Raw genomic sequence first — 23,076 nt, 5'->3', positions numbered from 1 at the left:
CAGAAGCCTCCGTTGGCGCGCTAAGGCTCCAGCCGGAAATTCTTGCGGATACCGGCCCAGCACTGCTGGTAGTCGGCCTGGCGCTGCGGGGATGCCAGCGCGTAGGGCGTCGGCACGATCACGTGGCGGGTCTCGAACATGAAAGCCATGGTGTCCGCTACCTTGTGCGGCCGGGAGGTGTCGCTGCTGCTCGCCTTGTCGAAGGTGGCTGCATCGGGCCCGTGCCCGCTCATGCAGTTGTGCAGACTGGCGCCGCCGGGATTGAAGCCATCGGCCTTGGCGTCGTAGGCGCCGTGGACCAGGCCCATGAACTCGCTGGCGACGTTGCGGTGGAACCAGGGCGGGCGGAAGGTGTCTTCGCCGGCCAGCCAGCGCGGCGGGAAGATCACGAAATCAAGCGTGGACACGCCCGGGGTGTCGCTCGGCGCATGCAGCACCAGGAAGATCGACGGGTCCGGATGGTCGTAGCTGATCGTGCCGATGGTGTTGAAATGGCGCAGGTCGTATTTATACGGCGCGTAGTTGCCGTGCCAGGCCACCACGTCGAGCGGCGAATGGTCGATAGCGGCCTTCCACAGGCCGCCGCAGAACTTGGCCACCAGCTCGAAGTCGCCTTCGAGGTCTTCGTAACGGGCCACGGGAGTGAGGAAGTCGCGCGGGTTGGCCAGGCCGTTCGAGCCGAGCGGGCCCAGGTCCGGCAGCTGGAGCAGGGCGCCGAAGTTCTCGCAGATATAGCCGCGCGCTTCGCCGTCCGGCAGCGCCACCCTGAAACGCATCCCGCGCGGGATCACCGCGATTTCCTGCGGCTCGACTGCCAAGAGGCCAAGCTCGGTATGGATCTCCAGGCGCCCGAGCTGGGGCACCACCAGCAGTTCGCCGTCGGCGCTGTAGAAATAGCGGCCTTCCATCGACCGGTTGGCGGCGTACAGGTGGATCGCGCAGCCGCTCATCGATTCGGGCGAACCGTTGCCGGCCATGGTGACCCAGCCGTCGATGAAGTCAAGCGGGGCATCCGGCATCGGCAGGGGGCTCCAGCGCAGCTGGTCGGGCGGGGCCGGGGAGTCGAAGCGGGAGACAATGCGGCCCGCATCCATGGCCTGGAAGGCGCCGTGGACGGCGGCGGGGCGAATCCGGTACAGCCAGGAGCGGCGGTTGTGGCTGCGCGGCGCCGTAAAAGCGGTACCGGACATCTGTTCGGCGTACAACCCATAGGCCACGCGCTGCGGCGAGTTGCGGTGCCGCGGCAGGGCGCCGGGCAAGGCCTCGGTGGCGAACTCGTTGCCGAATCCACTCAAATAAGCCGACTGGAAGCCGGTAGGCTGGCTCATGCTGGTATCTCCTGGGGATAGTGGTGTGACGTATCGCTGGCTACTGTAGAAGAATCCGCAGTACTTTACGAGATGAATATCGAAATGTAGACTATTCACCAGCTAAATACTGCTATTCCTGCGCGATGCCCGCGCCCACAATGCGCAACGGACGGTAAAGCCATGATCGAACCGCACACCATCGACCTGAACCTGCTGTCGGTCTTCCAGGAAGTCTACCGGGAGCGCCAGATCTCCGCGGCGGCCAGGCGGCTTGGGTTGAGCCAGTCGGCGGTGAGCAATGCGCTGGCGCGGTTGCGGCGCGCTTTCGGGGACGAGCTGTTCGTGCGCACCGCCACCGGCATGCAGCCCACGCCGCTGGCGACGCAGATGGCCGAGCCGATCGGCGTGGCAATGGCCCAGGTGGCCCTGGCGCTGAACCAGCGCAGCCGCTTCGATCCGGCCACCAGCAGCAGGCGCTTCGTGCTGGCGATGACCGACGTGGGCGAGATATATTTCATGCCGCCGCTGATCGAACGCTGCCGCCTGCTTTCGCCGCTGGTGGAAATCAGCTCGGTGCGCGCCGGTGCGGTGGCGCTGAAGGAAGACATGGAAGGCGGGCGGGTCGACCTGGCGATCGGCCCGTTCGAGGATATATCGGAAGCGCTCTACCAGCGGCAGTTGTTCCGCCAGCCCTATGTGACGATGTTCCGCAAGGGCCATCCGCTGGGCAAGGGAGTGATCACGCTTGACCGCTTCGTGCAGGCCGGGCACGTGCTGGTGGCGTCGACCGAAGGCCCGTATGACCGCATCAACGCGCTGCTCGAGCGCGCCGGCGTGGGACCATCGGTGCGCTTCCGGGTGCCGCATTTCACCTCGGTGCCGTATATCGTGGGCAGCAGCGACCTGGTGGTGACGGTGCCGCAGAAGCTGGCCGAGCGGGCCCAGGCGCCCTTTGGTCTGGAGTGGATCACGCCGCCGGTGGAACTGCCGCCGCTGCAGACCAACGTGTTCTGGCACCGGCGCTACAACCAGGATCCGGGCAACCAGTGGCTGCGCGGCTTGCTGGCCGAGGTATTTGCGGAATGAAGATTGCATGATCCGGCTGCGGGAGACGCGGCCGGCCTGACCAACGACATACAAGGAAGAGAAAATGGCAGACCTGTTTGAGAATCCCATGGGCCTGATGGGCTTCGAGTTCGTCGAGTTCGCGTCGCCGACGCCGGGCGTGCTCGAAGCGGTATTCGCGCAGCTCGGTTTCACCAAGGTGGCGAATCACCGCTCGAAAGCCGTTGCCTTGTATCGCCAGGGCGGCATCAACTTCATCATCAACAACGAGCCGAAAAGCTACGCCGCCTATTTCGCCGCCGAACACGGCCCGTCGGCCTGCGGCATGGCTTTCCGCGTGAAGGATGCGCACAAGGCCTATGCGCGCGCGCTCGAACTCGGCGCCCAGGCGGTCGAGATCCCGACCGGCCCGATGGAACTGCGCCTGCCGGCCATCAAGGGCATCGGCGGCGCGCCGCTCTACCTGATCGACCGCTTCGAAGAAGGCAAGTCGATCTATGACATCGACTTCGAATTCATCGAGGGCGTCGACCGCCACCCGGCGGGCCATGGTCTGTCGATCATCGACCACCTGACCCACAATGTCTACCGGGGCCGCATGACCTTCTGGGCGAATTTCTACGAGAAGCTGTTCAATTTCCGCGAGATCCGCTACTTCGACATCAAGGGCGAGTACACCGGCCTGACCTCGAAGGCGATGACGGCGCCGGACGGCATGATCCGCATCCCGCTGAACGAAGAAGGCAAGGCGGGCGGCGGCCAGATCGAGGAATTCCTGATGCAGTTCAACGGCGAAGGCATCCAGCATATCGCGCTGCTGAGCGATGACCTGATGAAGACCGTCGACTCGCTGCGCGCGGCCGGCGTGCCGCTGATGGCTGCCCCGCCGGAAACCTATTACGAGATGCTGGAAGGCCGCATTCCCGGCCACGGCGAGAACGCCGACGAACTGAAATCGCGCGGCCTGCTGCTCGATGGCAGCGTCACGGATGGCAAGCCACGCCTGCTGCTGCAGATTTTCTCGACCACCCAGCTCGGGCCGGTGTTCTTCGAATTCATCCAGCGCAAGGGCGACGACGGTTTCGGCGAAGGCAATTTCAAGGCGCTGTTCGAGTCGATCGAGCGCGACCAGGTGCGCCGTGGGGCGATTGCGGGGGCGGCGGCGGAGGCGTAAGTTTCGGGCGGTGCGAGCAAGGTCAAATTGGGCGCCGGCCTGCGCCGGGGCGACGGTTTGGAGTGCGTCACAAGAATCGTGCTGTAACCCAGCTCAAAAATAAATCAACGTCATCCCGGCGCAGGCGGAAGCAATGCCGCTGGCATTGCTTCCCCCAACTCTGTCGCATCCCGCGACCGCATCACCGGCGCACGCCGGCCCCGTCACACCAGCACCTTCCGCCATTTGCTATCCTGAGCCTCTTTCCAAGGAGCGCCCATGCTGCCCGCATTCACCATCCTCCTGCTGTTCCAATGCCTCGGCGAAGGCATCGTCTTCATGCTCGGCATCCCGCTCCCCGGCCCGGTCGCCGGCATGCTGCTGCTGATGGCGGCGCTGGTCGCCTACCCGCCGTTGCTGACCGCGGTCGAGCAGGGCGCCAATACCCTTCTGTCGCATCTGTCACTGCTGTTCATCCCGGCCGGCGTCGGCATCGTGGCCAGCGCCGCCAGTGGCAGCGGCCACTGGTTCGCCATCCTGGCCTCGCTCGCCGGCAGCACCGTACTGGCCCTGGCCGTCACCGGCCTGCTGCTGCGCGGCCTCGATGGAACCAGGGAGCATGATGCCTGATCTCGCCGGCTTCAGCCAATTCTGGGTCTACCTTTCTGCCTCGCCGCTGCTGGGCCTGACCATGACCCTGTGCGCCTATCTGGCGGCGCAGCGCGTCTTCGCCTGGTGCGGCGGTTCGCCGCTGGCCAACCCGGTGGCGATTGCGATCGGCCTGATCGCACTGGTGCTCTGGGTATCCGGCATGTCCTACGGGCGCTATTTTGCCGGCGCCCAGTTCGTCCACTTCCTGCTGGGCCCCGCGACTGTGGCGCTGGCGGTGCCGCTGGTGCGCCAGTTGCCTCGCCTGCGGCGCTCGTTCCTGCCGCTGGCCTGCGCGCTGCTGGCCGGCTGCGTGACGGCGATCGTGTCGGCGGTGACGATCGCAGTTGTGCTGGGCGCCACGCCGGAACTGGCGGCCACGCTCGGGCCCAAGTCGGCCACGTCGCCGATTGCGATGGCGGTCTCGGAACGCCTGGGCGGCATCCCGGCGCTGACGGCGGCGCTGGTAGCCGGCACCGGCATCTTCGGCGCCATCGTTGCGCGCTATGTGTTCGACCTGCTCGGCGTCGGCTCGCACGCCGCGCGCGGGTTCGCGCTCGGGCTGGCCGCGCATGGCGTCGGCACGGCGCGCGCCTTCCAGGTCAGTGCGGAGATGGGCGCCTTTGCCGGGCTGGCCATGGGCCTGAACGGCGCCATGACGGCGCTGCTCGCGCCCTGGCTGGTGCCGCTGGTGATGGGCTGGCTCGCCTGATCTGGCCGTGCCTGGGGGCAGCGTCGCGCCGTCATTTCCCTTGGATTGCTTGACTCGACGCATCAACGCGGCCATTCCGGCCGCTATCGCTTCAGGAGTCACGTCTCGGCAACACCCACGAAAAAAATCAGCCTCGGCCTGCAGGGCGGGGGCAGCTACGGCGCCTTTACCTGGGGCGTACTCGACCGCCTGCTGCAGGACGAGCGGGCGTCAGCGCCGGCGCCATCAATGCTGCCGTGGTGGCCGATGGCTTTGCGCGTGGAGGCGGCCGCGAGGGTGCGCGCCGCGCGCTCGATCGTTTCTGGCGCGCGCTTGGCCAGACCGCCTTGTTCAGTCCGCTGCAGCGCACGCCGCTCGACCACATGGCGGGCGGCTTCACCATGAGCCACTCGCCGTTTTACCAGCTGATGGAAATGGCAGGCGCGATGGCCGGGCCGGTGCGCGAACAGCCCCTGACGACCAATCCGCTACGGCATTTCCTGACCGCGATGATCGACTTCGAGCGCGTGCGCGACTGCGCAGAGCTGGGAATTTTCATCGGCGCGACCAACCTGCACAGCGGTGCGGGCAAGATGTTCAGGCGTGAGGAGCTCGACGTGCAGCGCGTGATCGCCTCCGCCTGCCTGCCGACCGTGTTCGCCTCGGTCGAGGTCGAAGGAGAGCTGTACTGGGACGGCAGCTATACGGCGAATCCGCCGCTGGCGCCGCTGGTGCAGGAGGGCGGCGCCGCCGACCTGCTGGTGGTGCAGATCAACCCGATCGCGCGCACGGAGACACCGCGCAGCATGGCCGACATCCGCAATCCCGCAAACGAAATCGCCTTCAACATCAGTTTTATCCGGGAGGTGAATTCGCTGCTGCATACGCAGGGAGGGTCGGATGAGGAGGAGGGGGCATCGATGAGCTTCGCGCCGGTGCGGCTGCACATGATCAGCGCGCTCGACGCGCTGCGCGAGTTCAGTATTTCCAGCAAATTCAATTCGGAGATGGGGTTCCTGCAGATGCTGCACGATCGCGGGGTAGTGGCGGCCGGGCAGTGGCTGGAGGCGCATTTCGAGGATGTGGGGGTGCGGACGACGCTGGATCCGGGGCTGGTATTCAAGCCGTGAATGCAGGACGGTTGCGGAGCAGCGGATGGCTGCCCTGTCGCTTGTTTCCGTAGGTGGTGTCGGCAGACGGCAAGCGTCGCCGCTGCGCGCAAGCTGGCTGAACGCGTGGGCGGCGCACCCGGCGCGGCGTGCTGCGGGTTCGGGTGGAGCCGCCCACCCTACGATGGGCGGCGGCTCCAGAGCATCGGGCCGGGTTCGGCCATGAGCGGCGGCTCCAGAGCATCGGGCCGGGTTCGGCCATGAGCGGCGGCTCCAGCGCATCGGGCCGGGTTCGGCCATGAGCGGCTGTCCCGGCGCATCACGCCGGGTTCAGCCAGGGGCGGCCCACCTGGCGCTTCAGGCCGGGTTCGACTTCCAGGGTTTCTTCGGTGCGAAGGCCTTGGCGGCGAAGACGGCGCTGGCCAGCCCGACCAGCAGCGCGGTGCCGCTGCCGGAGAAGCCGACGGCATGGCTCTTGGCCAGCTTGCCGGCTTTCGGCCCCACCAGTTCGAGGCGGCGACGGGTCATCTGGGCGCCCAGTTCGGACAGCGCATCCTTGCTCAGCATGGCTTCGGCGTGCGGCAGCAGGGTGGTTTCTTCATCCGCCACGTGGTGCATCACATCGCGCATCAGTTCCATGACCAGCTTGTCGTGGCGCGGGTCGGAACCGCTGGTGCGGCGAAGTTCGGAAATAAGCCGGCGCATTTCATCGTGTTCCGGCTCGGCCTTGTGCATGAAAGGCTCGCCGGCATCGCGCTGGCGCATCACCGGATAGAAGATTTCTTCTTCGAGTGCGGCGTGGATCTCGAGGGCATCGCAGATGGTGTCGGCCAGGGCCTTCTTGACGCTCGGGCGCTTGTCGCGCTCGTACTGGTGGAAAGTGACCATCACGTGCGAGTGGTCGAAGCGGATCATGTTGGTGATCGTCGGGCTAAGCTTGTTAAGAGAAAACATTGTTGGTCTCCTGTGGTCAGTCAACCAACATCTTAGTTCGCGCTGGCCCGGCTTTACTGTAGGCGCGCGTGCCGTACCCGTGTCGGTGGGGAGCGCATGGGCGCACGTGCTTATCCACGTACACATGCCATGACTAAAATTAACTTTACGCCTATTAACAAGATGTCACTCTATTCCTACAGCCGCACGCGCCAGCACCTGATTACCTCGACTGCACTTGCCTGCCAAGATGAACTCATACCGCTGCCGACCGCGTCGGCAGCTACCAGATGGGCGTCACGCCATGCGCGTGGGTCCGGTGTTCAATCCATGGAGGAATGAGTCTATGTTTGCACACAATAAACGGCTGCAATATACGGTGCGCGTCAGTGGGCCGAATCCAGGGCTTGCGAACCTGATGCTGGAACAGTTCGGCGGCCCGCAGGGCGAGCTGGCAGCGGCGATGCGCTACTTCACCCAGGCCGTTTCGGAAGACGATCCGGGCCGCAAGGACATGCTGTTCGATATCGCGACCGAGGAGCTGAGCCACCTCGAGATCATCGGCCACATCGTCGCGATGCTGAACAAAGGCGCCAAGGGCCGCCTGTCGGAAGCGGTCGACAGCGAAGCCGAGATGTACAAGTCGATCACCGGCGCCGGCAACGACAGTCATATCACCCAGGTGCTGTATGGCGCGGGTACGCCGCTGGTCAATTCGGCCGGGGTGCCATGGACCGCTGCCTATATTGACTCGATCACCGAGCCGACTGCCGACCTGCGTTCCAATATTGCCGCCGAATCGCGCGCCAAGATCGTCTACGAGCGCCTGATTGCCCTCACCGACGACCCGGGCGTGAAGGAAGCGCTCGGCTTCCTGATGACCCGCGAAGTCGCGCACCAGAAGTCGTTCGAGAAGGCGCTGTACGCGATCGAGCCGAACTTCCCACCGGGCAAAATTCCGGCCGACCCGCGCTACGCCTGCGTGTACTACAACATGTCGCAGGGCCCGGGCGAGATGCGCGGCCCCTGGAACCAGGGCGCCGACTGGGACTTCGTCACCGACCGCGAGAAGCAGCAGGCGGTGGACGGAGGCTCGGGCGAGGCCGAAGTGGCGCTGCCGGGCGAAGACATCGACATCCTCAAGCAAATGGCGATGCGCACCATGTCCGACCCGATGTCGTCGCCGCGCACCGGCGCCGAACTGGGTATGAGCATGCAGTCCGCAGGTGGTGGTACGATGGCCGGGACGACCGGAAATGCGCAGGGCGAACCGAGCACGGCGTCGAGAGGCGGCCCGCTCGATGACGCTGGCCTGAGCAAGCCGTCGGACAAGGGCACGGCCAAGTCGACCAAGGCAATGAAGAAGTAAGGCAGCGCCGCGCGACGCCTGGAAGCTGGTGGCGGCGGCGCGTGGCCTTTTACCCGGGCATTGCATGAATTTTCGTACAGAACAGGTATCAAGCAACAAGCTGTTTTCGGCCCGCGCTTTCCTGCGCGCGCTGTCCTTGCGTCATGTCGTCGGCTTCCTCGTCTGCGGCATTGGCTGCGCAGTCCTGCTCGGCAGCCTCGCCGAGCAAATCATGAACGCCAATCCCAAGATGCACCGTGCACTGGTCGGGGGCGCGATTGCCGCCGCGGCCACCGCGCTCGGCACCTTGCCGGTCTTGCTGGCACAAAATTTCTCGAAGCGAACCTACGACTGCTTCCTCGGTTTCGGCGCCGGCGTCATGCTCGGCGCGACCGCGTTTTCACTGATTATCCCGGCGCTGGCCGCGGCCAAGTCGGCCGGCGCCGGCAACTGGGAGGCCAGCCTGATGGCGGGGGCCGGCATCATGGCCGGCGCCGGCGCCATCCTTCTGCTCGGGCGCGCCATCCATACCGAAGGCATCCTCGAAGGGGGCGAAGCCGGCATCTCGCTGCGCCGCGCCTGGTTGTTCGTATGGGCGGTTGCGCTGCACAACCTGCCGGAAGGCCTGGCCATCGGCGTCGCCCATGCCGGTATCGACCTCGAAAAGGCCCATGCGCTGACCACCGGCATCTCGATCCAGGACGTGCCCGAGGGCCTGGTGGTGGCGCTGGCCCTGCGCACGGTCGGCTACGGCCGCCTGACGGCGGTGGGGATGGGCGTGGCCTCCGGGCTGATCGAGCCGGTCGCGGCGGCCTTCGGTGTCGCCCTGATCGGCATTGCCGCCGGCATGCTGCCATTTGCCCTGGCTGCCGCAGGTGGCGCCATGCTGTTTGTGATCGTCAACGACGTGGTGCCAGAATCGCGCCTGAGCGGCAACGGCACCTGGGCCAGTATCGCCCTCGTGTTCGGCTTCATCCTGATGACGGTGCTCGACACGGCCCTGGCCTAGGGCGGCCTGACGGTTCAGGCGGCGGCTCGCCTGGGCAGCGAGCACTGGTGCGACATGAACAGGTAGACCAGGTACAGCAGCGAGCGGCCGATCGTGTACGCATACAGGCTGTCGTGCAGCGATAGCGGCGCGAGGAAGACCCCCAGGGTCATGACGAACAGCACGACCTGCCACACCAGCTCCACCTTCTGTTTGCCCGCGATGAAGAACACATAGCTCAGCGGGCTGGCAATGAAATTCAGGAAGCACAGCGGCGCGAGCAGCCGGGCCAGTTCGCCCGCCGGGCGCCAGCCGGCGCCGAATATCCACTCGAACAAGGGCGGGGCGAACAGCAGCAGCACCAGCGCCGGCCCCAGCGCCAGCGCCAGCAAGGCCTTGAAGGTGGCGCGGTAGATGTCGCGGCAGTTGCCCACCGCCTCGAACTCGTGCACCGCCTCGCGCTTGAAGACATCCAGCACCGAGACCGCGATCAGGGCGGTCGGCGCGCTGATCACGCGCTGGGCCAGCGCGAACAGGCCGGCCTCCAGCACGCCATGGTGGAACCCGATCATAAACAGCGGTAATTGCCCTACCAGGGTGTTAAGCAGGCTGGACGGCAGGGAAAAGCGCCAGAAGGCCTGGTGCTTGACGAGGTAGGCGCGCTGCTCTTCATCGAGGCTGAGCATGATCCGTGGGCGGGGTGGCGCCAGCAGCAGCCGCGCCGCCAGCAGCCCACTGCCGAGCCCGATCAGCTGGCCCGCCATCAGCGCAGTGCTGTTCAAGCCGGTAAACAGCAGCACGACCTGGGCCAGTGCGATAGTTCCGGCCTGCAACACCTTGGCCTTCGCGGCCCTGCCGAACAGGTTGTGCGAAGCGGCGTAGGCGAGCGTCGCCTGCATGCTGGCGGTGAGCCAGGTGCCCAGGCCGATAGTGAGCAGTTCGAACCAGGACATGCCGCACACCGCCGGCAGCCCGAGGGCGCGCGCGGCCACCGTGAACACCGTCATCATCAGGGCCAGCAGGGTTGCCGAGTACGCCACGACGCCGAAGCACAGGCGTTGCTGCTCCTTGCCGTGGTCGAGCACCATGGCGGCTTCCAGGCGCAGGGTGGCGATGATCGACGCCACCGCAATCACGCCGAGCCATACGCTGAAGGCGCCCATTTCGGCCGGCGTGCACATGCGGGTGAGCAGCGGGGCGACCAGCAGGGGCACCGCCTGGGCGCCGGTCGACCCGGCCAGCACCGTGACGACGTTTTTCCAGAAGCCCGACCGTGGCTTGCTCATGAGGGCACCGTCTGCATATCCTTACCGGCAACAGGCGCCAGCGCAGGTCGCGGGTATCGCTTGCGTAGCGTCGGCCGCTGCCAAGGGCGGGCGCGTGGACGCAGCGCCGGCAGTCGCCGCAAAGGCATTGCCGCGTTCAGGCGAGTCTGGCCGCAAGTGCTGGTAACTGGCAGGATGTGGCAGCGTCGCCTCCGTGCAAATTGGCGGGAATACCTGTGATAAGGCGTTAACGAACAGGACTTTTTATGGCAACGCAAACGTGTTTCATCAAGGAAGCATAAAAGGACAGCGCCGCTGAACAGCAAGCCGTACTTGCCCGGCATCGCCAGCCTTTCAACACATGCTATCGGATGCTGCCGTGCGTCCTTTGTCCGCGTCCAAGAGGCGGTGTAAATTCGTGTAAATCCTGCTCCTGAACCGGTGAAAAAAATGCACGAATTCGCGCTCTGAAAAGCCAAGGGGGCAGGGTAAATCCTTGCACAAAAAGAAACGCCGGCAGCGCTTGCGCACTGCCGGCGTCATACGGCTGCGGCCCGGGGCCGCGCCGCAATTTTCTTTTGTTTAGTCCTTGATCTCGAGCTTGCGGTTCAGGCTCAGTGCCGCCAGCGAACCGACCGCACCCGACAGCAGGTAGAGGCTGACATAGCCCAGGCCATAGTGTGCCGACAGGCCGAGGGCGACCAGCGGGGCAAAGGCCGCGCCGACCAGCCAGGCCAGGTCGGAGGTCAGGGCCGCGCCGGTGTAGCGGTATTGCTGCTTGAAGTTCGAGGTCACCGCGCCGGCAGCCTGGCCATAGGACAGGCCGAGCAGGGTGAAGCCGACCAGGATAAAGATGTTCTGGCCGGTTTCGCCGCCATCCATCAGGCTCGGCACAAAGGCCGAGAACAGTGCGATCAGCGCCGCCGTGGTGCCCAGCGTGGTGCGGCGGCCGACCTTGTCGGCGATATAGCCTGAAGCCAGGATCGCCAGTGCGGCCAGCACCGCGCCCCACATCTGCACGTGCAGGAATTCGTTCATCGGGCGGGTGTCGTACAGCTGGATCCAGGACAGCGGGAACACGGTCACCAGGTGGAACAGCGCGTAGCTGGCCAGTGCGGCGAGGGCGCCGATGGCGATGTTGCTACCCTGCGACTTGACCAGTTCGCCGACCGGCGCCGGGTCGAGTTCGTGCGAGTCCAGCAGGCGCGAGTATTCGCTGGTGGAGACCAGGCGCAATCTGGCGAACAATGCCACCACGTTGATCATGAAGGCGCAGAAGAACGGATAGCGCCAGCCCCAGACCAGGAAATCGTCCTGCGACAGGTTGGTCAGCAGGAAGGCGAACAGGCCGGCTGCGATCAGGAAGCCGATCGGGGCGGCGAGCTGGCCCAGCATGGCGTACCAGCCGCGCTTGTTTTCGGGGGCGGAGAGGGCCAGCAGCGACGGCAGGCCGTCCCACGAACCGCCCTGGGCCACGCCCTGGCCGATGCGCATCAGCGAGAGCACCACGATCGAGGCCGCGCCGATCTGGCCATAGGTCGGGATGAACGAAATAACAACAGTGCAGGTGCCCATCAGGAACAGGGCGATGGTCAGCTTGATCTCGCGGCTGTAGCGCTTCTGGATCTCCATGAACAGGATGGTGCCGATCGGGCGCGCGATGAATGCGAACGCAAAAACGGTAAATGAGTATAGTGTCGCTTCGAGCCGGTCGGCCCACGGGAAAAACACCGCTGGAAAAACCAGCACCGACGCGATCGCGTAGACGAAGAATTCGAAATATTCCGAAGCCCGGCCAATGACCACGCCGACGGCGATATCGGCCGGGTGGATTTCACCGTCCCGGGCATTGATGTTGCGGGCCCCGCTGGTGGGGTGGCTGATGGGAGCGGCGCCTGCGCCGCCGTACTGGGTCGTGCTTTGCATATTCTCTCCTGATTCCTGAATCTGATTCTCGTTCTTGTTGCTCTCTGCCCGGCCCGCAGCGCCCAGATTCACCGCAATGCATTTATTGCAATACGGCATGGGTGGGACAAAGTGTCCAATGGTTCCCGTAGGCCGTTGGCAGTACAGTAGCATGTTCTTATTCCCATGTAACGTTAGATACCTAGCATGATTCCTAAAATTGTCCGCCGCGGACTCCCTTTACTCCTGCTTTCAGCGCTGGCCGGCTGCAACACGGTAGTGATGAATCCCAACGGCGATATTGCAAGACAGCAAGCCGACCTGATCACGGTCTCGGTCCTGCTGATGTTGATCATCGTCGTCCCGGTGATGATTCTGATCGTCCTGTTTGCCTGGCGCTACCGCAAGAGCGCCAACGCCAAATACGAGCCGGACTGGGATCACTCGACCAAGCTCGAGCTGGTGATCTGGGGCGCACCGCTCCTGATCATCATCGTGCTGGGCCTGATCACCTGGGTCTCGACCCACAAGCTCGATCCCTACCGTCCGCTCGACCGCATCGACGCCAATCGCCCGATCGCCGCATCGACCAAGCCGATCGAGGTGCAGGTGGTGGCGCTGGACTGGAAGTGGCTGTTCATCTATCCGGAGCAGGGCATCGCTTCGGTCAACGAGCTGGTCACGCCGATCGACACCCCGATCCGCTTCAAGATCACCGCCTCGACCGTGATGAACGCCTTCTACATCCCGACCCTGGCCGGCATGATCTACGCGATGCCGAGCATGGAGACCACCCTGAACGCCGTGCTGAACAAGACCGGCGACTACGAAGGCCGGTCGACCAACTTCAGCGGCGAAGGCTTCTCGCACATGAAATTCGGCTACAAGGGCGTCACCGCCGCCGAGTTCGACGCCTGGGTGGCAAAGATGAAGGCCAATCCAGTTGCGCTGAACCGCGCCGACTACCTGGAGCTCGAAAAACCGACCTCGCGCGAACCGGTGCGTCATTACGGCTCGGTCGAGCCGGCCCTGTTCAACCGCATCCTGAACCGTTGCGTGGCCGACGGCACTCCCTGCATGAACGAGCAGATGCTGGAGGACCACAAGCGCGCCCAGGTCGCCGCCGCGATCAAGCAGCTGCCGAAGTCGGGCGCCGCCCAGATGGCGGAAGCGGAAGTCTGCGTCACGCCGGTCCCCGGCAGCGCTCTTAACACTATTGTGAAAAAGTAATCATGCAAGACTCATTCGACCTGACGAAGCTTATCTTCGGTCGGCTCAGCTGGGACGCGATTCCCTTCCATGAGCCGATCCTGCTGGCGACCTTCGCCGGCGTGATCGTGGGTGGCCTGGGCCTGGTGGCCCTGATCACCTACTTCCGCCAGTGGGGCGGCCTGTGGAACAACTGGATCACCAGTATCGACCACAAGAAAATCGGCATCATGTACATGATCCTGGGCCTGATCATGTTCCTGCGCGGCTTCGCCGATGCGCTGATGATGCGCGCCCAGCAGGCGTTCGCCTTCGGTTCCAACCACGGCTTCCTGCCGCCGGACCACTACGACCAGATCTTCACCGCCCACGGCGTGATCATGATCTTCTTCGTGGCGATGCCGTTCGTGACGGGCCTGATGAACTACGTGGTGCCGCTCCAGATCGGCGCGCGCGACGTGGCCTTCCCGTTCCTGAACAACTTCTCGTTCTGGATGACCACCATGGGCGCCGTGCTCGTGATGGCCTCGCTGTTTGTGGGTGAATTCGCCCGTACCGGCTGGCTGGCCTATCCGCCGCTGTCTGGCATCCTCGCCAGCCCCGGCGTGGGCGTGGACTACTACATCTGGTCGCTGCAGATTGCCGGCGTCGGCACGCTGCTGTCAGGCGTGAACCTGATCGTCACCATCGTCAAGATGCGCGCACCGGGCATGGGCCTGATGAAGATGCCAGTCTTCGTCTGGACCTCGCTGTGCACCAACATCCTGATCGTGATGTCCTTCCCGATCCTGACCGCCGTGCTGGGCATGCTGGGCATGGACCGCCTGTTCGACACCAATTTCTTCACGAACGACAAGGGCGGCAACGCCATGATGTACGTGAACCTGATCTGGATCTGGGGCCACCCCGAGGTCTACATCCTGGTGCTGCCGGCCTTCGGCATCTTCTCGGAAGTCGTTTCGACCTTCTGCGGCAAGCGCCTGTTCGGCTATACCTCGATGGTGTACGCCACCGTCGTGATCATGATCCTGTCCTACCTGGTGTGGCTGCACCACTTCTTCACCATGGGTTCGGGCGCCAGCGTCAATTCGTTCTTCGGCATCACGACGATGATCATCTCGATCCCGACCGGCGCCAAGATCTTCAACTGGCTGTTCACGATGTACCGCGGCCGTATCCGCTTCGAGCTGCCAATGATGTGGACCGTGTCGTTCATGCTGACCTTCACCGTCGGCGGCATGACCGGCGTGATGCTGGCAATTCCTGCGGCCGACTTCGTGCTGCACAACTCGCTGTTCCTGATCGCCCACTTCCACAACGTGATCATCGGCGGCGTCCTGTTCGGCCTGTTCGCCGGCTTCAACTACTGGGCACCAAAAATGTTCGGCGTGAGGCTGAACCAGTTCTGGGGCAAGGTCTCGTTCTGGCTGTGGTCGATCGGCTTCTGGGTCGCCTTCACCCCGCCGTACATCCTGGGCTTCATGGGCGTGACCCGCCGCGTGAGCCATTTCGAGGATCCGTCGATCCAGTGGCTGTTCCAGATCTCGTTCTTCGGCACCCTGATGATCGCCGGCGGTATCGGCGCGCTGATCCTGCAGATCGTGTTCACGTACAAAGACCGCGCCAAGCTGCGCGACGTCACCGGCGACCCATGGGATGGCCGCACGCTGGAATGGGCGACCACCTCGCCGCCGGCCGACTACAACTTCGCATTCACGCCGATCGTGCACGACAACGACACCTTCGCCGACATGAAGAAGAACGGCTACCAGCGTCCGCTGAAGGACTATGTGGCGATCCACATGCCAAGCAACACCTGGGCCGGTTTCGTGATCTCCGCGCTGGCCATGGTGGTGGGCTTTGCCGTCATCTGGCACATGTGGCTGCTGACCGCGGTCTCCTTTGTTGCCATGATGGCCGCGATCATCGTCCACACCTTCAACTACAAGCGCGATTACTACATCTCGGCGGAAGAAGTGACCCGTACCGAGGAAGCGCATACCCGTCTGCTGGAAAGCCATGTCTGAACTTAAAGCATCTATGCCCGGCGCCCTGAGCGCCGATGAGGTGACCGCGCGCTACCTGGTGCGCGAGCACCACCCGGAGAACGGCACCCTGCTGGGCTTCTGGATCTACCTGATGAGCGATTGCCTCATCTTCGCGTCCCTGTTTGCCACCTATGCGGTGCTGGGCCGTAACTACGCCGGCGGTCCAAGCGGCGCCGAACTGTTCGACCTATCGCTGATCGCGGTGAATACCGCCTTCCTGCTGATGTCGTCGATCACCTTCGGCTTCGCGATGATCTCGGCGCAGGCGAAAAACACCGGCAAGACCATCCTCTGGATGGGCGTGACCGGCCTGCTCGGCCTGGCCTTCCTGTCGCTCGAGATCTACGAGTTCTACCACCTGATCCACGAGGGCGCAGGTCCTCAGCGCAGCGGCTTCCTGACCTCGTTCTTCGCGCTGGTCGGCACCCACGGCCTGCACGTGCTGTTCGGCTTCGTGTGGCTGGTGACGCTGATGGTCCAGCTGAAAAAGCATGGCCTCACCGGCGAGAACTTCCGTCGCCTGCAGTGCCTGTCGCTGTTCTGGCACTTCCTGGACGTCGTCTGGATCGGCGTGTTTACCTTTGTCTACCTGCTGGGAGTGCTGCCATGAGCGTGCAACACCACGAACACGGCCACAACCACGATGGCCACGATACCTACGTGACCCATTACAGCGCGAAGGACTACGCGATCGGCTTCGTGCTGTCGCTGGTCCTGACCGCGATCCCGTTCTGGCTGGTGATGGGCAACGTGCTGCCGCCGAACACGGCGCGCATCGTGATCCTGGCTTTCGCCGCGGTGCAGGTGGTCGTGCAGATGATCTACTTTCTCCACCTGAACTCGAAGTCCGAGGACGGTTGGAACATGATGGCGCTGATCCTGACCATCGTGCTGCTGGTGATCGTGATGTCTGGCTCCATCTGGGTCATGTACCACATGAACGCCAACATGATGCCGGCCATGGGCGGCGCCAGCGATACCACCCACGGCACCCACGACATGCCGTGATGCAGGACCAGCGCGGCCAGCAACCAGGAATGCCCCACCACCAACCCCGCAGCGCCCTTGCGCGCCGCGTGGTGGTCGTGGTGGCCCTGCTGCTGGCCGTGCTGTTTGCAGGCCTGGGAACCTGGCAGGTCATGCGCCTGCAATGGAAACTTGACCTGATTGCCCGCGTCGACGCACGCGTGCATGCGCTGCCCGCCGCCGCACCCCCTGCGGCGCGCTGGGCGCAACTGTCCAAGGCTGCCGACGAATACCGGCGCGTACGCCTGGTCGGCCACTACCTCTACCAATTCACCACCCCCGTGCAAGCCCTCAGCGAGCTTGGCGCGGGCTTCTGGCTGCTCACGCCGTTCTGCACGACCGAGGGCCACATTGTCTTCATCAACCGCGGCTTCATTCCCGCCGCGGACAACAAGCCCGGGACCTATGCGGCCAGGCGTGCCTCGGCCAATCCGTGTGCAGGGCAGGGCGGTGAGAAGCTCACGATCACCGGGCTGCTGCGCATCAGCGAGCCGGGCGGCGGCTTCCTGCGCGAGAACGACCCCGCCGGCAACCGCTGGTATTCGCGCGACGTGGCCTTGCTGGCACAGGCGCGCGGGCTTGCAAACGTCGCACCGTACTTCGTCGACGCCGGCAAGAACCAGGACCCGCCTGGCGCCCCCGAGCGCGCCGTCGGGGGCCTGACCGTGATCGCTTTTCAGAATAACCACCTCATATATGCCCTGACTTGGTATGCTTTGGCCGTGATGGTGCTCGGTGCCTGGTGGTGGGTGCGCCGGCATGGCGCCAGGCTGACCGACGACTGATCCAACAACGGGCATCGATGCAATCCCCCCTCGATTTCTTCGCCAAGGCGGCGCGCTCGTCGCCGCAGGCGGCTGCCGCCAACGTGGAGTTCGCGGCCGGCCACAAGAACATGTTGCAGCTGATCGAGCTGCGCTGGATCGCCGTCATCGGCCAGGTCACCACCATCGCCGCGGCCATCCTGGTCTTCGGGATCCAGCTGCCCCTGGTGCACATGCTGCAGGTGCTGGCCTGCCTGATCGCCTTCAACATCGCCAGCCACCTGCGCTGGCACGAACGCCGCCCGGTATCGAACGGCGAAATGTTCATGGCCCTGCTGGTGGACGTGGCCAGCCTGACCGTGCTGCTCTACCTGTCGGGGGGCATCACCAACCCCTTCGCTTTCCTCTACCTGCTGCAGGTGATCCTGTCGGCCGTGCTGCTGGAGGTGTTCTGGACCTGGTCCATCGTGGCGGTCACGATCGGCTGCATGGCCGGCCTGGCCATGTACGCGCAGCCGCTGGCACTGCCTTTCGATCATGCGCGCGGCATCTCCAGCCTGTACATCCAGGGCCTGCTGGTGTGCTTCGCGCTCGATGCGGCGCTGCTGGTGATGTTCATCTCGCGTATTTCCGACACCCTGCGCCAGAAGGCGGCGCAACTGGCATCGCTGCGCCAGCACGCGGTGGAAGAAGAGCACATCGTGCGTATGGGCCTGCTGGCTTCGGGCGCCGCGCACGAACTGGGCACGCCGCTGGCCACCGTGTCGGTGATCCTGGGCGACTGGAAGCGCATGCCGCAATTTCGCAGCGACCCCGGCCTGCTGGAGGAAATCACCGAGATGCAGACCCAGCTCCAGCGCTGCAAGTCGATCGTCAGCGGCATCCTGCTGTCGGCCGGTGAGGCGCGTGGCGAATCGGCGGTGCGCACGACGGTCAAGAGCTTCCTCGATGGCCTGGTCGCGTCGTGGCAGGCGAGCCGCCCGGCGCGCAGTTTCCAGTACAATAACCGCATCCAGGACGACCTGCCGGTGGCCTCGGATTCGGCGCTGAAGCAGACCATCGACAACCTGCTCGACAACGCGCTCGAGGCCTCGCCCGGCTGGGTCGGGCTGGACGCCAGCATCGTGGACGGCGTGCTGTACGTGGTCGTCACTGACCGCGGCCCCGGCTTCGCGCCTGCCATGCTGGGCCAGATCGGCAAGCCCTACCAGTCGACCAAGGCCCAGCCGGGCCACGGCCTGGGCCTGTTCCTGGCGGTGAACGTGGTGCGCAAGCTGGGCGGCTCGGTGGTCGCCGTCAACCGGGCGGAGGGCGGGGCGCAGGTGACGCTCACCTTGCCGCTGTCCAGCATTGAACTCGAAAAGGACCGCCTTTGACCGACACTCCAGATCGCCTCCTGCTCATCATCGAAGACGACGAGGCCTTTGCGCGCACCCTGAACCGCTCCTTCGAGCGGCGCGGCTACCGCGTGCTGGTCGCGCATGGACTGGATGAAGCAGCCGTGCTGCTGGCCTCGCATTCGCCGGGCTATGCCGTGGTCGACCTCAAGCTCAAGGGAAATACCTCGGGGCTGGCCTGCGTCCAGCTGCTGCACGAGCACGACCCGGAGATGCTGATTGTCGTGCTCACCGGCTTTGCCAGCATCGCCACCGCGGTCGAGGCGATCAAGCTCGGTGCGGTGCAATACCTGGCCAAGCCGTCGAATACCGACGATATCGAGGCTGCCTTCGGCCATGTCGCCGGCAACGCCGAGGTGGAGCTGACCGCGCGCTCGACCTCGATCAAGACGCTCGAATGGGAGCGCATTCACGCCGTGCTGGCGGAAACCGATTTCAATATTTCGGAAGCCGCGCGCCGCCTCGGGCTGCACCGCCGCACGCTGGCGCGCAAGCTCGAGAAGCAGCGGGTGAAGTAGCCATGCGCGCGCTCGTGCTATCACTCTCCTTGCTCGCTGCAATGCCGCATGCGCAGGCGGCCGATCCGCTCGCCGCTGGAAGACTGGCCTTCAAGCGCTGCGCCAACTGCCACCAGGTCGGCCCCACCGCGCGCAGCAATTTCGGCCCCCAGCTCAATGGCATCGTCGGCCGCCGCGCGGGCGCAGTGCCGGACTTCGCCTATTCGCCGGCGATGAAACGGGCCGGCTTCGTATGGACCGAACAGAACCTGGCTGCTTTCCTGCGCGACCCGGACGCGGTCGTCCCCGGCAACAAGATGCGCTTCTGGGGCATCGGCAACGAGCGGCAGATTGCCGACCTGCTGGCCTACCTGCGTTCGTTCAAGACCGGGAAGCCTTGACGGTCCGGATCGCGGCGCGGCGTTAACGCTTTCTTAACATCGCCCTAACGTCGCGGCGACGATTACCCGTTTAGCATCAGCCCCTGCCGTTTCGAATAACACAGGGGTATATGGTCGGTTCAGCTTCAGGCGCCAGCGTCGCATTGCAATCCTGTGCGGCGCGCCTCGCACGCGTGACCCGGTGGGCCGGGCCCTATGCCACCATCCTGCAGGTGCTGCTGATCGGCCTCGTGCTGCTGTCGCTGTCCCGCGCTGCCCTGGTCATTTGGCAGTGGGACCGGGTCGAGGCGACCGGCATGGCCGCCGCCGTCTTCGTCCAGGGCGTGCGTGCCGACCTGATCCTGCTCGGGTATTTCGCGGCGATCCCGCTGTTGCTGGCGCCCTTCGCCGCCCACCGGTCGATGGCCAGGTTCTGGACCGGGGCAATGGTGGCGTGGGGCAGCTTTGCCCTGGTCACCGTCCTGTTCATGGAACTGTCGTCGCCCCAGTTCATCCTGCAGTACGACGTCCGCCCGAACCGGCTGTTCATCGAATACCTGGCCTATCCGCGCGAAGTGTTCGCCACCTTGTGGAATGGTTTCCGGGCTGCGCTGGTCATCGGCATTGGCCTGACCGTCATCCTGGGCGCTGCATTCTTCCTCCTGCTGCGTCATGCCGCGGCGGCGACCCGGATGTGGCCTTCGCGTAAGCTCCTGCTGGCCTGGCCGCTGCTCTGCCTCGCGCTGCTGGTGCAGGTGCGCTCGACGACGGGACACCGCCCAGCCAACCCTGCCATGTTCGCCCTTACCGGCGACGCGCTGGTGAACTCCCTGGTCATCAACTCTGGCTGGTCGGTGCTGGCTGCCATGGGGTCGATGCGCAACGAGGCGGTGTCGTCCGAGATCTACGGGAGCGTGCCACGCGCGCGGGTGATCGACGAAATACGATCCGCACCCTGGCTGCACGGCGCGGACTTCTCCACCCCGGGCTTGCCGACGCTGCACCGCCAGCAAGCGGCGGTCACGCGCGACCGGCCACTCAACCTGGTGATCATCCTGCAGGAAAGCCTGGGCGCGACCTTCGTCGAATCGCTCGGCGGCTTGCCTGTTACTCCCGAACTCGAAAAGCTCAGGCACGAAGGATGGTGGTTCGAGCAGCTGTATGCCACCGGGACGCGCTCGGTGCGCGGCATCGAAGCCGTGGTCGCAGGTTACCTGCCCACGCCCGCACGCAGCGTGGTCAAGCTGTCGCTGGCCCAGCAGGGCTTCTACACGCTGGCCGCCGGCCTTGGACAAGAGGGCTATCACACCGAATTCGTCTACGGCGGCGAGGCGCATTTCGACAATATGCGCAGCTTCTTTACCGGGAACGGATTCAAGAAAATCGTCGACAGCGCGGAAATGCGCCCCGCCTTCACCGGCAGCTGGGGTGCATCCGACGAAGACCTGTTCGACAAATCGCTCGAACGCCTGGCCGACCTGCACGCCGCAAAGAAGCCCTTCTTCAGCCTGATTTTCACTTCGTCCAACCACGAACCGTTTGAATTCCCGGACGGGAAAATCACCCTGCACGACCCGCAAAAGCAGACGGTCAACAACGCGGTCAAGTATGCCGATTTCGCGCTCGGGAAATTCATCCGCGCAGCGAAGAAGCAGCCCTACTGGAAGGACACGGTCTTCCTGATCGTGGCCGACCACGATAACCGGGTCTATGGCAACAGCCTGGTGCCGATCAAGAAATTCCATATCCCCGGGCTGATCCTCGGTGCGGACATCCAGCCGAAGCAGATCAAGGCCATCGCGAGCCAGGTCGACCTGGGCCCGACCTTGCTGTCTCTGCTGGGCGTGTCGAGCGAACACCCCATGATCGGCCGCGATTTTGCGCGGGACAGCACGACGCCGGGACGGGCAATGATGCAGTTCGACCAGGTGTTCGCCTGGCTCGAAGGGACATCGGCCACGATCCTGCGGCCGGGACAGGCGCCCGTGCAGGCGGATTACGCTGCCGCCACCGGCGAACTCGATCCCCGCACCCGCGCGGCCGACCCCAGGCAGGCCGCGAAGGCGATGGCCCATGTCATGCTGCCTTCGCTGCTGTATCGCGAGCAGGTCTACCGCCTGCAGCCTGCAGTGACCCGGCTGCGTTTGGCCAGGGGTGGAAATCCTTGAGTTTCCAGGCCTGCGGCTGGTGGTAAGATTGGTGCTTCTTTACCAATCCCGCCCGCCATGGACTTCGAAGAACAACGCCAGCGCGCCAAAGCAGTATTGAACCGCAAGGGGGTGCCGCGCCGCGCCGCGGAGCCGCCGTATGCCCTGGTGCTGCGCGCGCTGGGCTGCAAGCTGCGGCCGTTTCCTTTCGAATCCTCCTGGCGCGTGATTTTCCTGAGTGCTGCCTGGTTCGCGCCTTGCTGGGGTCTCGCGATGTGGTTCTGGCGTTGGCGCAGCGAGGGCTTGAGCGTGCCAGGGGCAGTGCTCGTGGCGCTCCTGACCGGCCTGTTCTTCGGCCTGTCGATGGCCTGCTACCTGGTCTACTACCGGAAAAAGCACAAGTTGCCGACCTGGGAGTCGCTGGCTACCCCGCATGCCGGCCGGGACGCTTGAAGCGCTGGCCATCCGCCCGGCGGGATCGTCCATTCCCCGGCGCGTCGACATCGCGCTGGCCCTTGCCGGGACCGGACTGGCCGGCGACAGGCACGCCGACCCGCACTCGCCGCGCCAGCTGCTGCTGGCCGGCGCAGGCATCTACGATTCCCTCGCGCTGGCGCCGCACGCCTTGCGCGAAAACCTGCTGGTCGACCTCGATACTTCGCTGCTCACCTCCGGCACCGTCCTGCAAGTCGGGCCCGAGGTGACGCTGCGCCTGATGTTCCAGTGCGAAGCCTGCGGCCAGCTCGACCTGCAGCGCCCGGGCCTGGCGGCGCGCGTGCGGACGCACCGCGGGATGCTGGCGCGCGTTCTCTCCGGCGGCACAGTCCGGCCGGGCGACGCCATCGAGGACCTTGGCCGCCGGATGCCTGCCTGGTCGGACGACTGGCGCGAGCGGGTCGTGCAGGTGCTCGATGCCGTGCCGGACGGTATGGCCGTCGCTTACCGCGACCTCGCCCGGCTTGCAGGCATCCAGTCCAGCTATTGCCGCGCCTTCCCGCGCCTGCTTGCGAAACTGGGTCCGGTGTATGCGGGCAGGGCGGTTGCCGCCAGCGCGGCGCCGTCGCTGCCGCGTTGGGCCGGCACCGGGCTGTTTATCTAGGGGAGTGCGCGCTTTGCGCTCCTGCCGCACTCCTGTCCTGCCCTTGTCGTGTCCCTGTCGTGCCCGTGTCCTGCCCCTGTCGTAGGCAAGCTTG

The 23,076-nt window shown here is 64.9% G+C and carries 22 protein-coding genes; 18 read left to right on the top strand and 4 right to left on the bottom strand.

The window, feature by feature from the left end:
• Nucleotides 1-20: 20 nt before the first annotated feature.
• Nucleotides 21-1,328, bottom strand: a complete 1,308-nt coding sequence (gene hmgA, locus HGB41_RS00820; protein WP_171080097.1) for a homogentisate 1,2-dioxygenase — start codon at nt 1,326-1,328, stop codon at nt 21-23.
• Nucleotides 1,329-1,490: 162 nt separating this feature from the next.
• Here hmgA and HGB41_RS00815 point away from each other — a divergent pair, with 162 nt between their 5' ends.
• The 5 genes from HGB41_RS00815 to HGB41_RS00795 all read left to right on the top strand — a co-directional run bounded on the left by HGB41_RS00815 (nt 1,491) and on the right by HGB41_RS00795 (nt 5,997).
• On the top strand, nt 1,491-2,396 hold the full coding sequence (locus HGB41_RS00815) for a LysR family transcriptional regulator (RefSeq protein ID WP_171080095.1): 906 nt from the start codon (nt 1,491-1,493) through the stop codon (nt 2,394-2,396).
• Between the two features lie 64 nt (nt 2,397-2,460).
• Nucleotides 2,461-3,549 (top strand): 4-hydroxyphenylpyruvate dioxygenase, encoded by a 1,089-nt coding sequence (gene hppD, locus HGB41_RS00810; RefSeq protein ID WP_171080092.1) that lies wholly within the window; start codon nt 2,461-2,463, stop codon nt 3,547-3,549.
• 258 nt (nt 3,550-3,807) lie between these two features.
• On the top strand, nt 3,808-4,158 hold the full coding sequence (locus HGB41_RS00805) for a CidA/LrgA family protein (RefSeq protein WP_171080090.1): 351 nt from the start codon (nt 3,808-3,810) through the stop codon (nt 4,156-4,158).
• Nucleotides 4,151-4,888, top strand: coding sequence for an LrgB family protein (locus tag HGB41_RS00800; RefSeq protein WP_171081838.1), 738 nt, complete (start codon nt 4,151-4,153; stop codon nt 4,886-4,888). Before HGB41_RS00805 ends, HGB41_RS00800 begins: the two co-directional genes overlap by 8 nt.
• A 239-nt stretch (nt 4,889-5,127) precedes the next feature.
• A complete protein-coding gene (locus HGB41_RS00795) occupies nt 5,128-5,997 on the top strand; it encodes a patatin-like phospholipase family protein (protein WP_229422644.1) in 870 nt (289 codons plus the stop codon).
• Nucleotides 5,998-6,333: 336 nt separating this feature from the next.
• Here the strand turns inward: HGB41_RS00795 and HGB41_RS00790 are convergent, their stop codons facing one another.
• Nucleotides 6,334-6,930, bottom strand: a complete 597-nt coding sequence (locus HGB41_RS00790) for a hemerythrin domain-containing protein (RefSeq protein WP_171080088.1) — start codon at nt 6,928-6,930, stop codon at nt 6,334-6,336.
• A gap of 325 nt (nt 6,931-7,255) precedes the next feature.
• On the opposite strand from HGB41_RS00790, the gene HGB41_RS00785 reads away from it, so the two are divergent.
• Both HGB41_RS00785 and HGB41_RS00780 read left to right on the top strand, forming a co-directional pair.
• Nucleotides 7,256-8,278: a manganese catalase family protein gene (locus tag HGB41_RS00785; RefSeq protein ID WP_171080085.1), complete on the top strand. Its 1,023-nt coding sequence runs from the start codon at nt 7,256-7,258 to the stop codon at nt 8,276-8,278.
• Between the two features lie 64 nt (nt 8,279-8,342).
• The gene (locus HGB41_RS00780; RefSeq protein ID WP_171080083.1) at nt 8,343-9,266 is read left to right on the top strand and encodes a ZIP family metal transporter; all 924 of its coding nucleotides are present in this window, start codon (nt 8,343-8,345) and stop codon (nt 9,264-9,266) included.
• 14 nt (nt 9,267-9,280) lie between these two features.
• Here HGB41_RS00780 and HGB41_RS00775 read toward each other — a convergent pair whose 3' ends face one another.
• Both HGB41_RS00775 and HGB41_RS00770 read right to left on the bottom strand, forming a co-directional pair.
• Nucleotides 9,281-10,531 (bottom strand): lipopolysaccharide biosynthesis protein, encoded by a 1,251-nt coding sequence (locus tag HGB41_RS00775; RefSeq protein ID WP_171080081.1) that lies wholly within the window; start codon nt 10,529-10,531, stop codon nt 9,281-9,283.
• Nucleotides 10,532-11,092: 561 nt separating this feature from the next.
• The gene (locus HGB41_RS00770) at nt 11,093-12,436 is read right to left on the bottom strand and encodes an MFS transporter (protein ID WP_171080079.1); all 1,344 of its coding nucleotides are present in this window, start codon (nt 12,434-12,436) and stop codon (nt 11,093-11,095) included.
• 186 nt (nt 12,437-12,622) lie between these two features.
• On the opposite strand from HGB41_RS00770, the gene cyoA reads away from it, so the two are divergent.
• The 11 genes from cyoA (at nt 12,623) to HGB41_RS00715 (ending at nt 22,982) form a co-directional block, all read left to right on the top strand.
• Nucleotides 12,623-13,645, top strand: a complete 1,023-nt coding sequence (gene cyoA / locus HGB41_RS00765; protein WP_171080077.1) for a ubiquinol oxidase subunit II — start codon at nt 12,623-12,625, stop codon at nt 13,643-13,645.
• 2 nt (nt 13,646-13,647) lie between these two features.
• Complete coding sequence (gene cyoB / locus HGB41_RS00760) at nt 13,648-15,651, top strand: cytochrome o ubiquinol oxidase subunit I (RefSeq protein WP_171080076.1); 2,004 nt, start codon at nt 13,648-13,650, stop codon at nt 15,649-15,651.
• Nucleotides 15,644-16,282: a cytochrome o ubiquinol oxidase subunit III gene (gene cyoC, locus HGB41_RS00755; protein ID WP_171080074.1), complete on the top strand. Its 639-nt coding sequence runs from the start codon at nt 15,644-15,646 to the stop codon at nt 16,280-16,282. The genes cyoB and cyoC overlap by 8 nt, the downstream gene beginning before the upstream one ends.
• Complete coding sequence (cyoD, locus tag HGB41_RS00750; RefSeq protein WP_171080072.1) at nt 16,279-16,680, top strand: cytochrome o ubiquinol oxidase subunit IV; 402 nt, start codon at nt 16,279-16,281, stop codon at nt 16,678-16,680. The genes cyoC and cyoD overlap by 4 nt, the downstream gene beginning before the upstream one ends.
• A 29-nt stretch (nt 16,681-16,709) precedes the next feature.
• Complete coding sequence (locus HGB41_RS00745; RefSeq protein WP_229422642.1) at nt 16,710-17,483, top strand: SURF1 family protein; 774 nt, start codon at nt 16,710-16,712, stop codon at nt 17,481-17,483.
• 17 nt (nt 17,484-17,500) lie between these two features.
• Nucleotides 17,501-18,838 (top strand): ATP-binding protein, encoded by a 1,338-nt coding sequence (locus tag HGB41_RS00740; protein ID WP_171080070.1) that lies wholly within the window; start codon nt 17,501-17,503, stop codon nt 18,836-18,838.
• The gene (locus HGB41_RS00735; RefSeq protein ID WP_171080068.1) at nt 18,835-19,377 is read left to right on the top strand and encodes a response regulator transcription factor; all 543 of its coding nucleotides are present in this window, start codon (nt 18,835-18,837) and stop codon (nt 19,375-19,377) included. Before HGB41_RS00740 ends, HGB41_RS00735 begins: the two co-directional genes overlap by 4 nt.
• 2 nt (nt 19,378-19,379) lie before the next feature.
• Nucleotides 19,380-19,757, top strand: a complete 378-nt coding sequence (locus HGB41_RS00730; protein WP_171080066.1) for a c-type cytochrome — start codon at nt 19,380-19,382, stop codon at nt 19,755-19,757.
• A 110-nt stretch (nt 19,758-19,867) separates the two neighbouring features.
• On the top strand, nt 19,868-21,904 hold the full coding sequence (locus HGB41_RS00725) for an LTA synthase family protein (protein WP_171080064.1): 2,037 nt from the start codon (nt 19,868-19,870) through the stop codon (nt 21,902-21,904).
• A gap of 57 nt (nt 21,905-21,961) precedes the next feature.
• The gene (locus HGB41_RS00720; RefSeq protein ID WP_171080062.1) at nt 21,962-22,336 is read left to right on the top strand and encodes a DUF6404 family protein; all 375 of its coding nucleotides are present in this window, start codon (nt 21,962-21,964) and stop codon (nt 22,334-22,336) included.
• Nucleotides 22,317-22,982, top strand: a complete 666-nt coding sequence (locus HGB41_RS00715; protein ID WP_229422640.1) for an MOSC domain-containing protein — start codon at nt 22,317-22,319, stop codon at nt 22,980-22,982. The genes HGB41_RS00720 and HGB41_RS00715 overlap by 20 nt, the downstream gene beginning before the upstream one ends.
• Nucleotides 22,983-23,076: the final 94 nt, after the last annotated feature.

The sequence above is a fragment of the Telluria aromaticivorans genome, assembly GCF_013003915.1.
In the GTDB taxonomy this organism is placed as follows: Bacteria; Pseudomonadota; Gammaproteobacteria; order Burkholderiales; family Burkholderiaceae_D; genus Telluria; species Telluria aromaticivorans.
The sequence above is the reverse complement of the archived record's forward strand: the minus strand, read 5'-3'. Positions and strand labels throughout refer to the sequence as shown.

Bases quoted from the DNA above. Each gene is read 5' to 3' on its own strand.
- hmgA (WP_171080097.1), bottom strand. From the start codon at position 1,328: ATGAGCCAGCCTACCGGCTTCCAGTCGGCTTATTTGAGTGGATTCGGC.
- HGB41_RS00815 (WP_171080095.1), top strand. From the start codon at position 1,491: ATGATCGAACCGCACACCATCGACCTGAACCTGCTGTCGGTCTTCCAG.
- hppD (WP_171080092.1), top strand. From the start codon at position 2,461: ATGGCAGACCTGTTTGAGAATCCCATGGGCCTGATGGGCTTCGAGTTC.
- HGB41_RS00805 (WP_171080090.1), top strand. From the start codon at position 3,808: ATGCTGCCCGCATTCACCATCCTCCTGCTGTTCCAATGCCTCGGCGAA.
- HGB41_RS00800 (WP_171081838.1), top strand. From the start codon at position 4,151: ATGCCTGATCTCGCCGGCTTCAGCCAATTCTGGGTCTACCTTTCTGCC.
- HGB41_RS00790 (WP_171080088.1), bottom strand. From the start codon at position 6,930: ATGTTTTCTCTTAACAAGCTTAGCCCGACGATCACCAACATGATCCGC.
- HGB41_RS00785 (WP_171080085.1), top strand. From the start codon at position 7,256: ATGTTTGCACACAATAAACGGCTGCAATATACGGTGCGCGTCAGTGGG.
- HGB41_RS00780 (WP_171080083.1), top strand. From the start codon at position 8,343: ATGAATTTTCGTACAGAACAGGTATCAAGCAACAAGCTGTTTTCGGCC.
- HGB41_RS00775 (WP_171080081.1), bottom strand. From the start codon at position 10,531: ATGAGCAAGCCACGGTCGGGCTTCTGGAAAAACGTCGTCACGGTGCTG.
- HGB41_RS00770 (WP_171080079.1), bottom strand. From the start codon at position 12,436: ATGCAAAGCACGACCCAGTACGGCGGCGCAGGCGCCGCTCCCATCAGC.
- cyoA (WP_171080077.1), top strand. From the start codon at position 12,623: ATGATTCCTAAAATTGTCCGCCGCGGACTCCCTTTACTCCTGCTTTCA.
- cyoB (WP_171080076.1), top strand. From the start codon at position 13,648: ATGCAAGACTCATTCGACCTGACGAAGCTTATCTTCGGTCGGCTCAGC.
- cyoC (WP_171080074.1), top strand. From the start codon at position 15,644: ATGTCTGAACTTAAAGCATCTATGCCCGGCGCCCTGAGCGCCGATGAG.
- cyoD (WP_171080072.1), top strand. From the start codon at position 16,279: ATGAGCGTGCAACACCACGAACACGGCCACAACCACGATGGCCACGAT.
- HGB41_RS00745 (WP_229422642.1), top strand. From the start codon at position 16,710: ATGCCCCACCACCAACCCCGCAGCGCCCTTGCGCGCCGCGTGGTGGTC.
- HGB41_RS00740 (WP_171080070.1), top strand. From the start codon at position 17,501: ATGCAATCCCCCCTCGATTTCTTCGCCAAGGCGGCGCGCTCGTCGCCG.
- HGB41_RS00730 (WP_171080066.1), top strand. From the start codon at position 19,380: ATGCGCGCGCTCGTGCTATCACTCTCCTTGCTCGCTGCAATGCCGCAT.
- HGB41_RS00725 (WP_171080064.1), top strand. From the start codon at position 19,868: ATGGTCGGTTCAGCTTCAGGCGCCAGCGTCGCATTGCAATCCTGTGCG.
- HGB41_RS00720 (WP_171080062.1), top strand. From the start codon at position 21,962: ATGGACTTCGAAGAACAACGCCAGCGCGCCAAAGCAGTATTGAACCGC.
- HGB41_RS00715 (WP_229422640.1), top strand. From the start codon at position 22,317: ATGCCGGCCGGGACGCTTGAAGCGCTGGCCATCCGCCCGGCGGGATCG.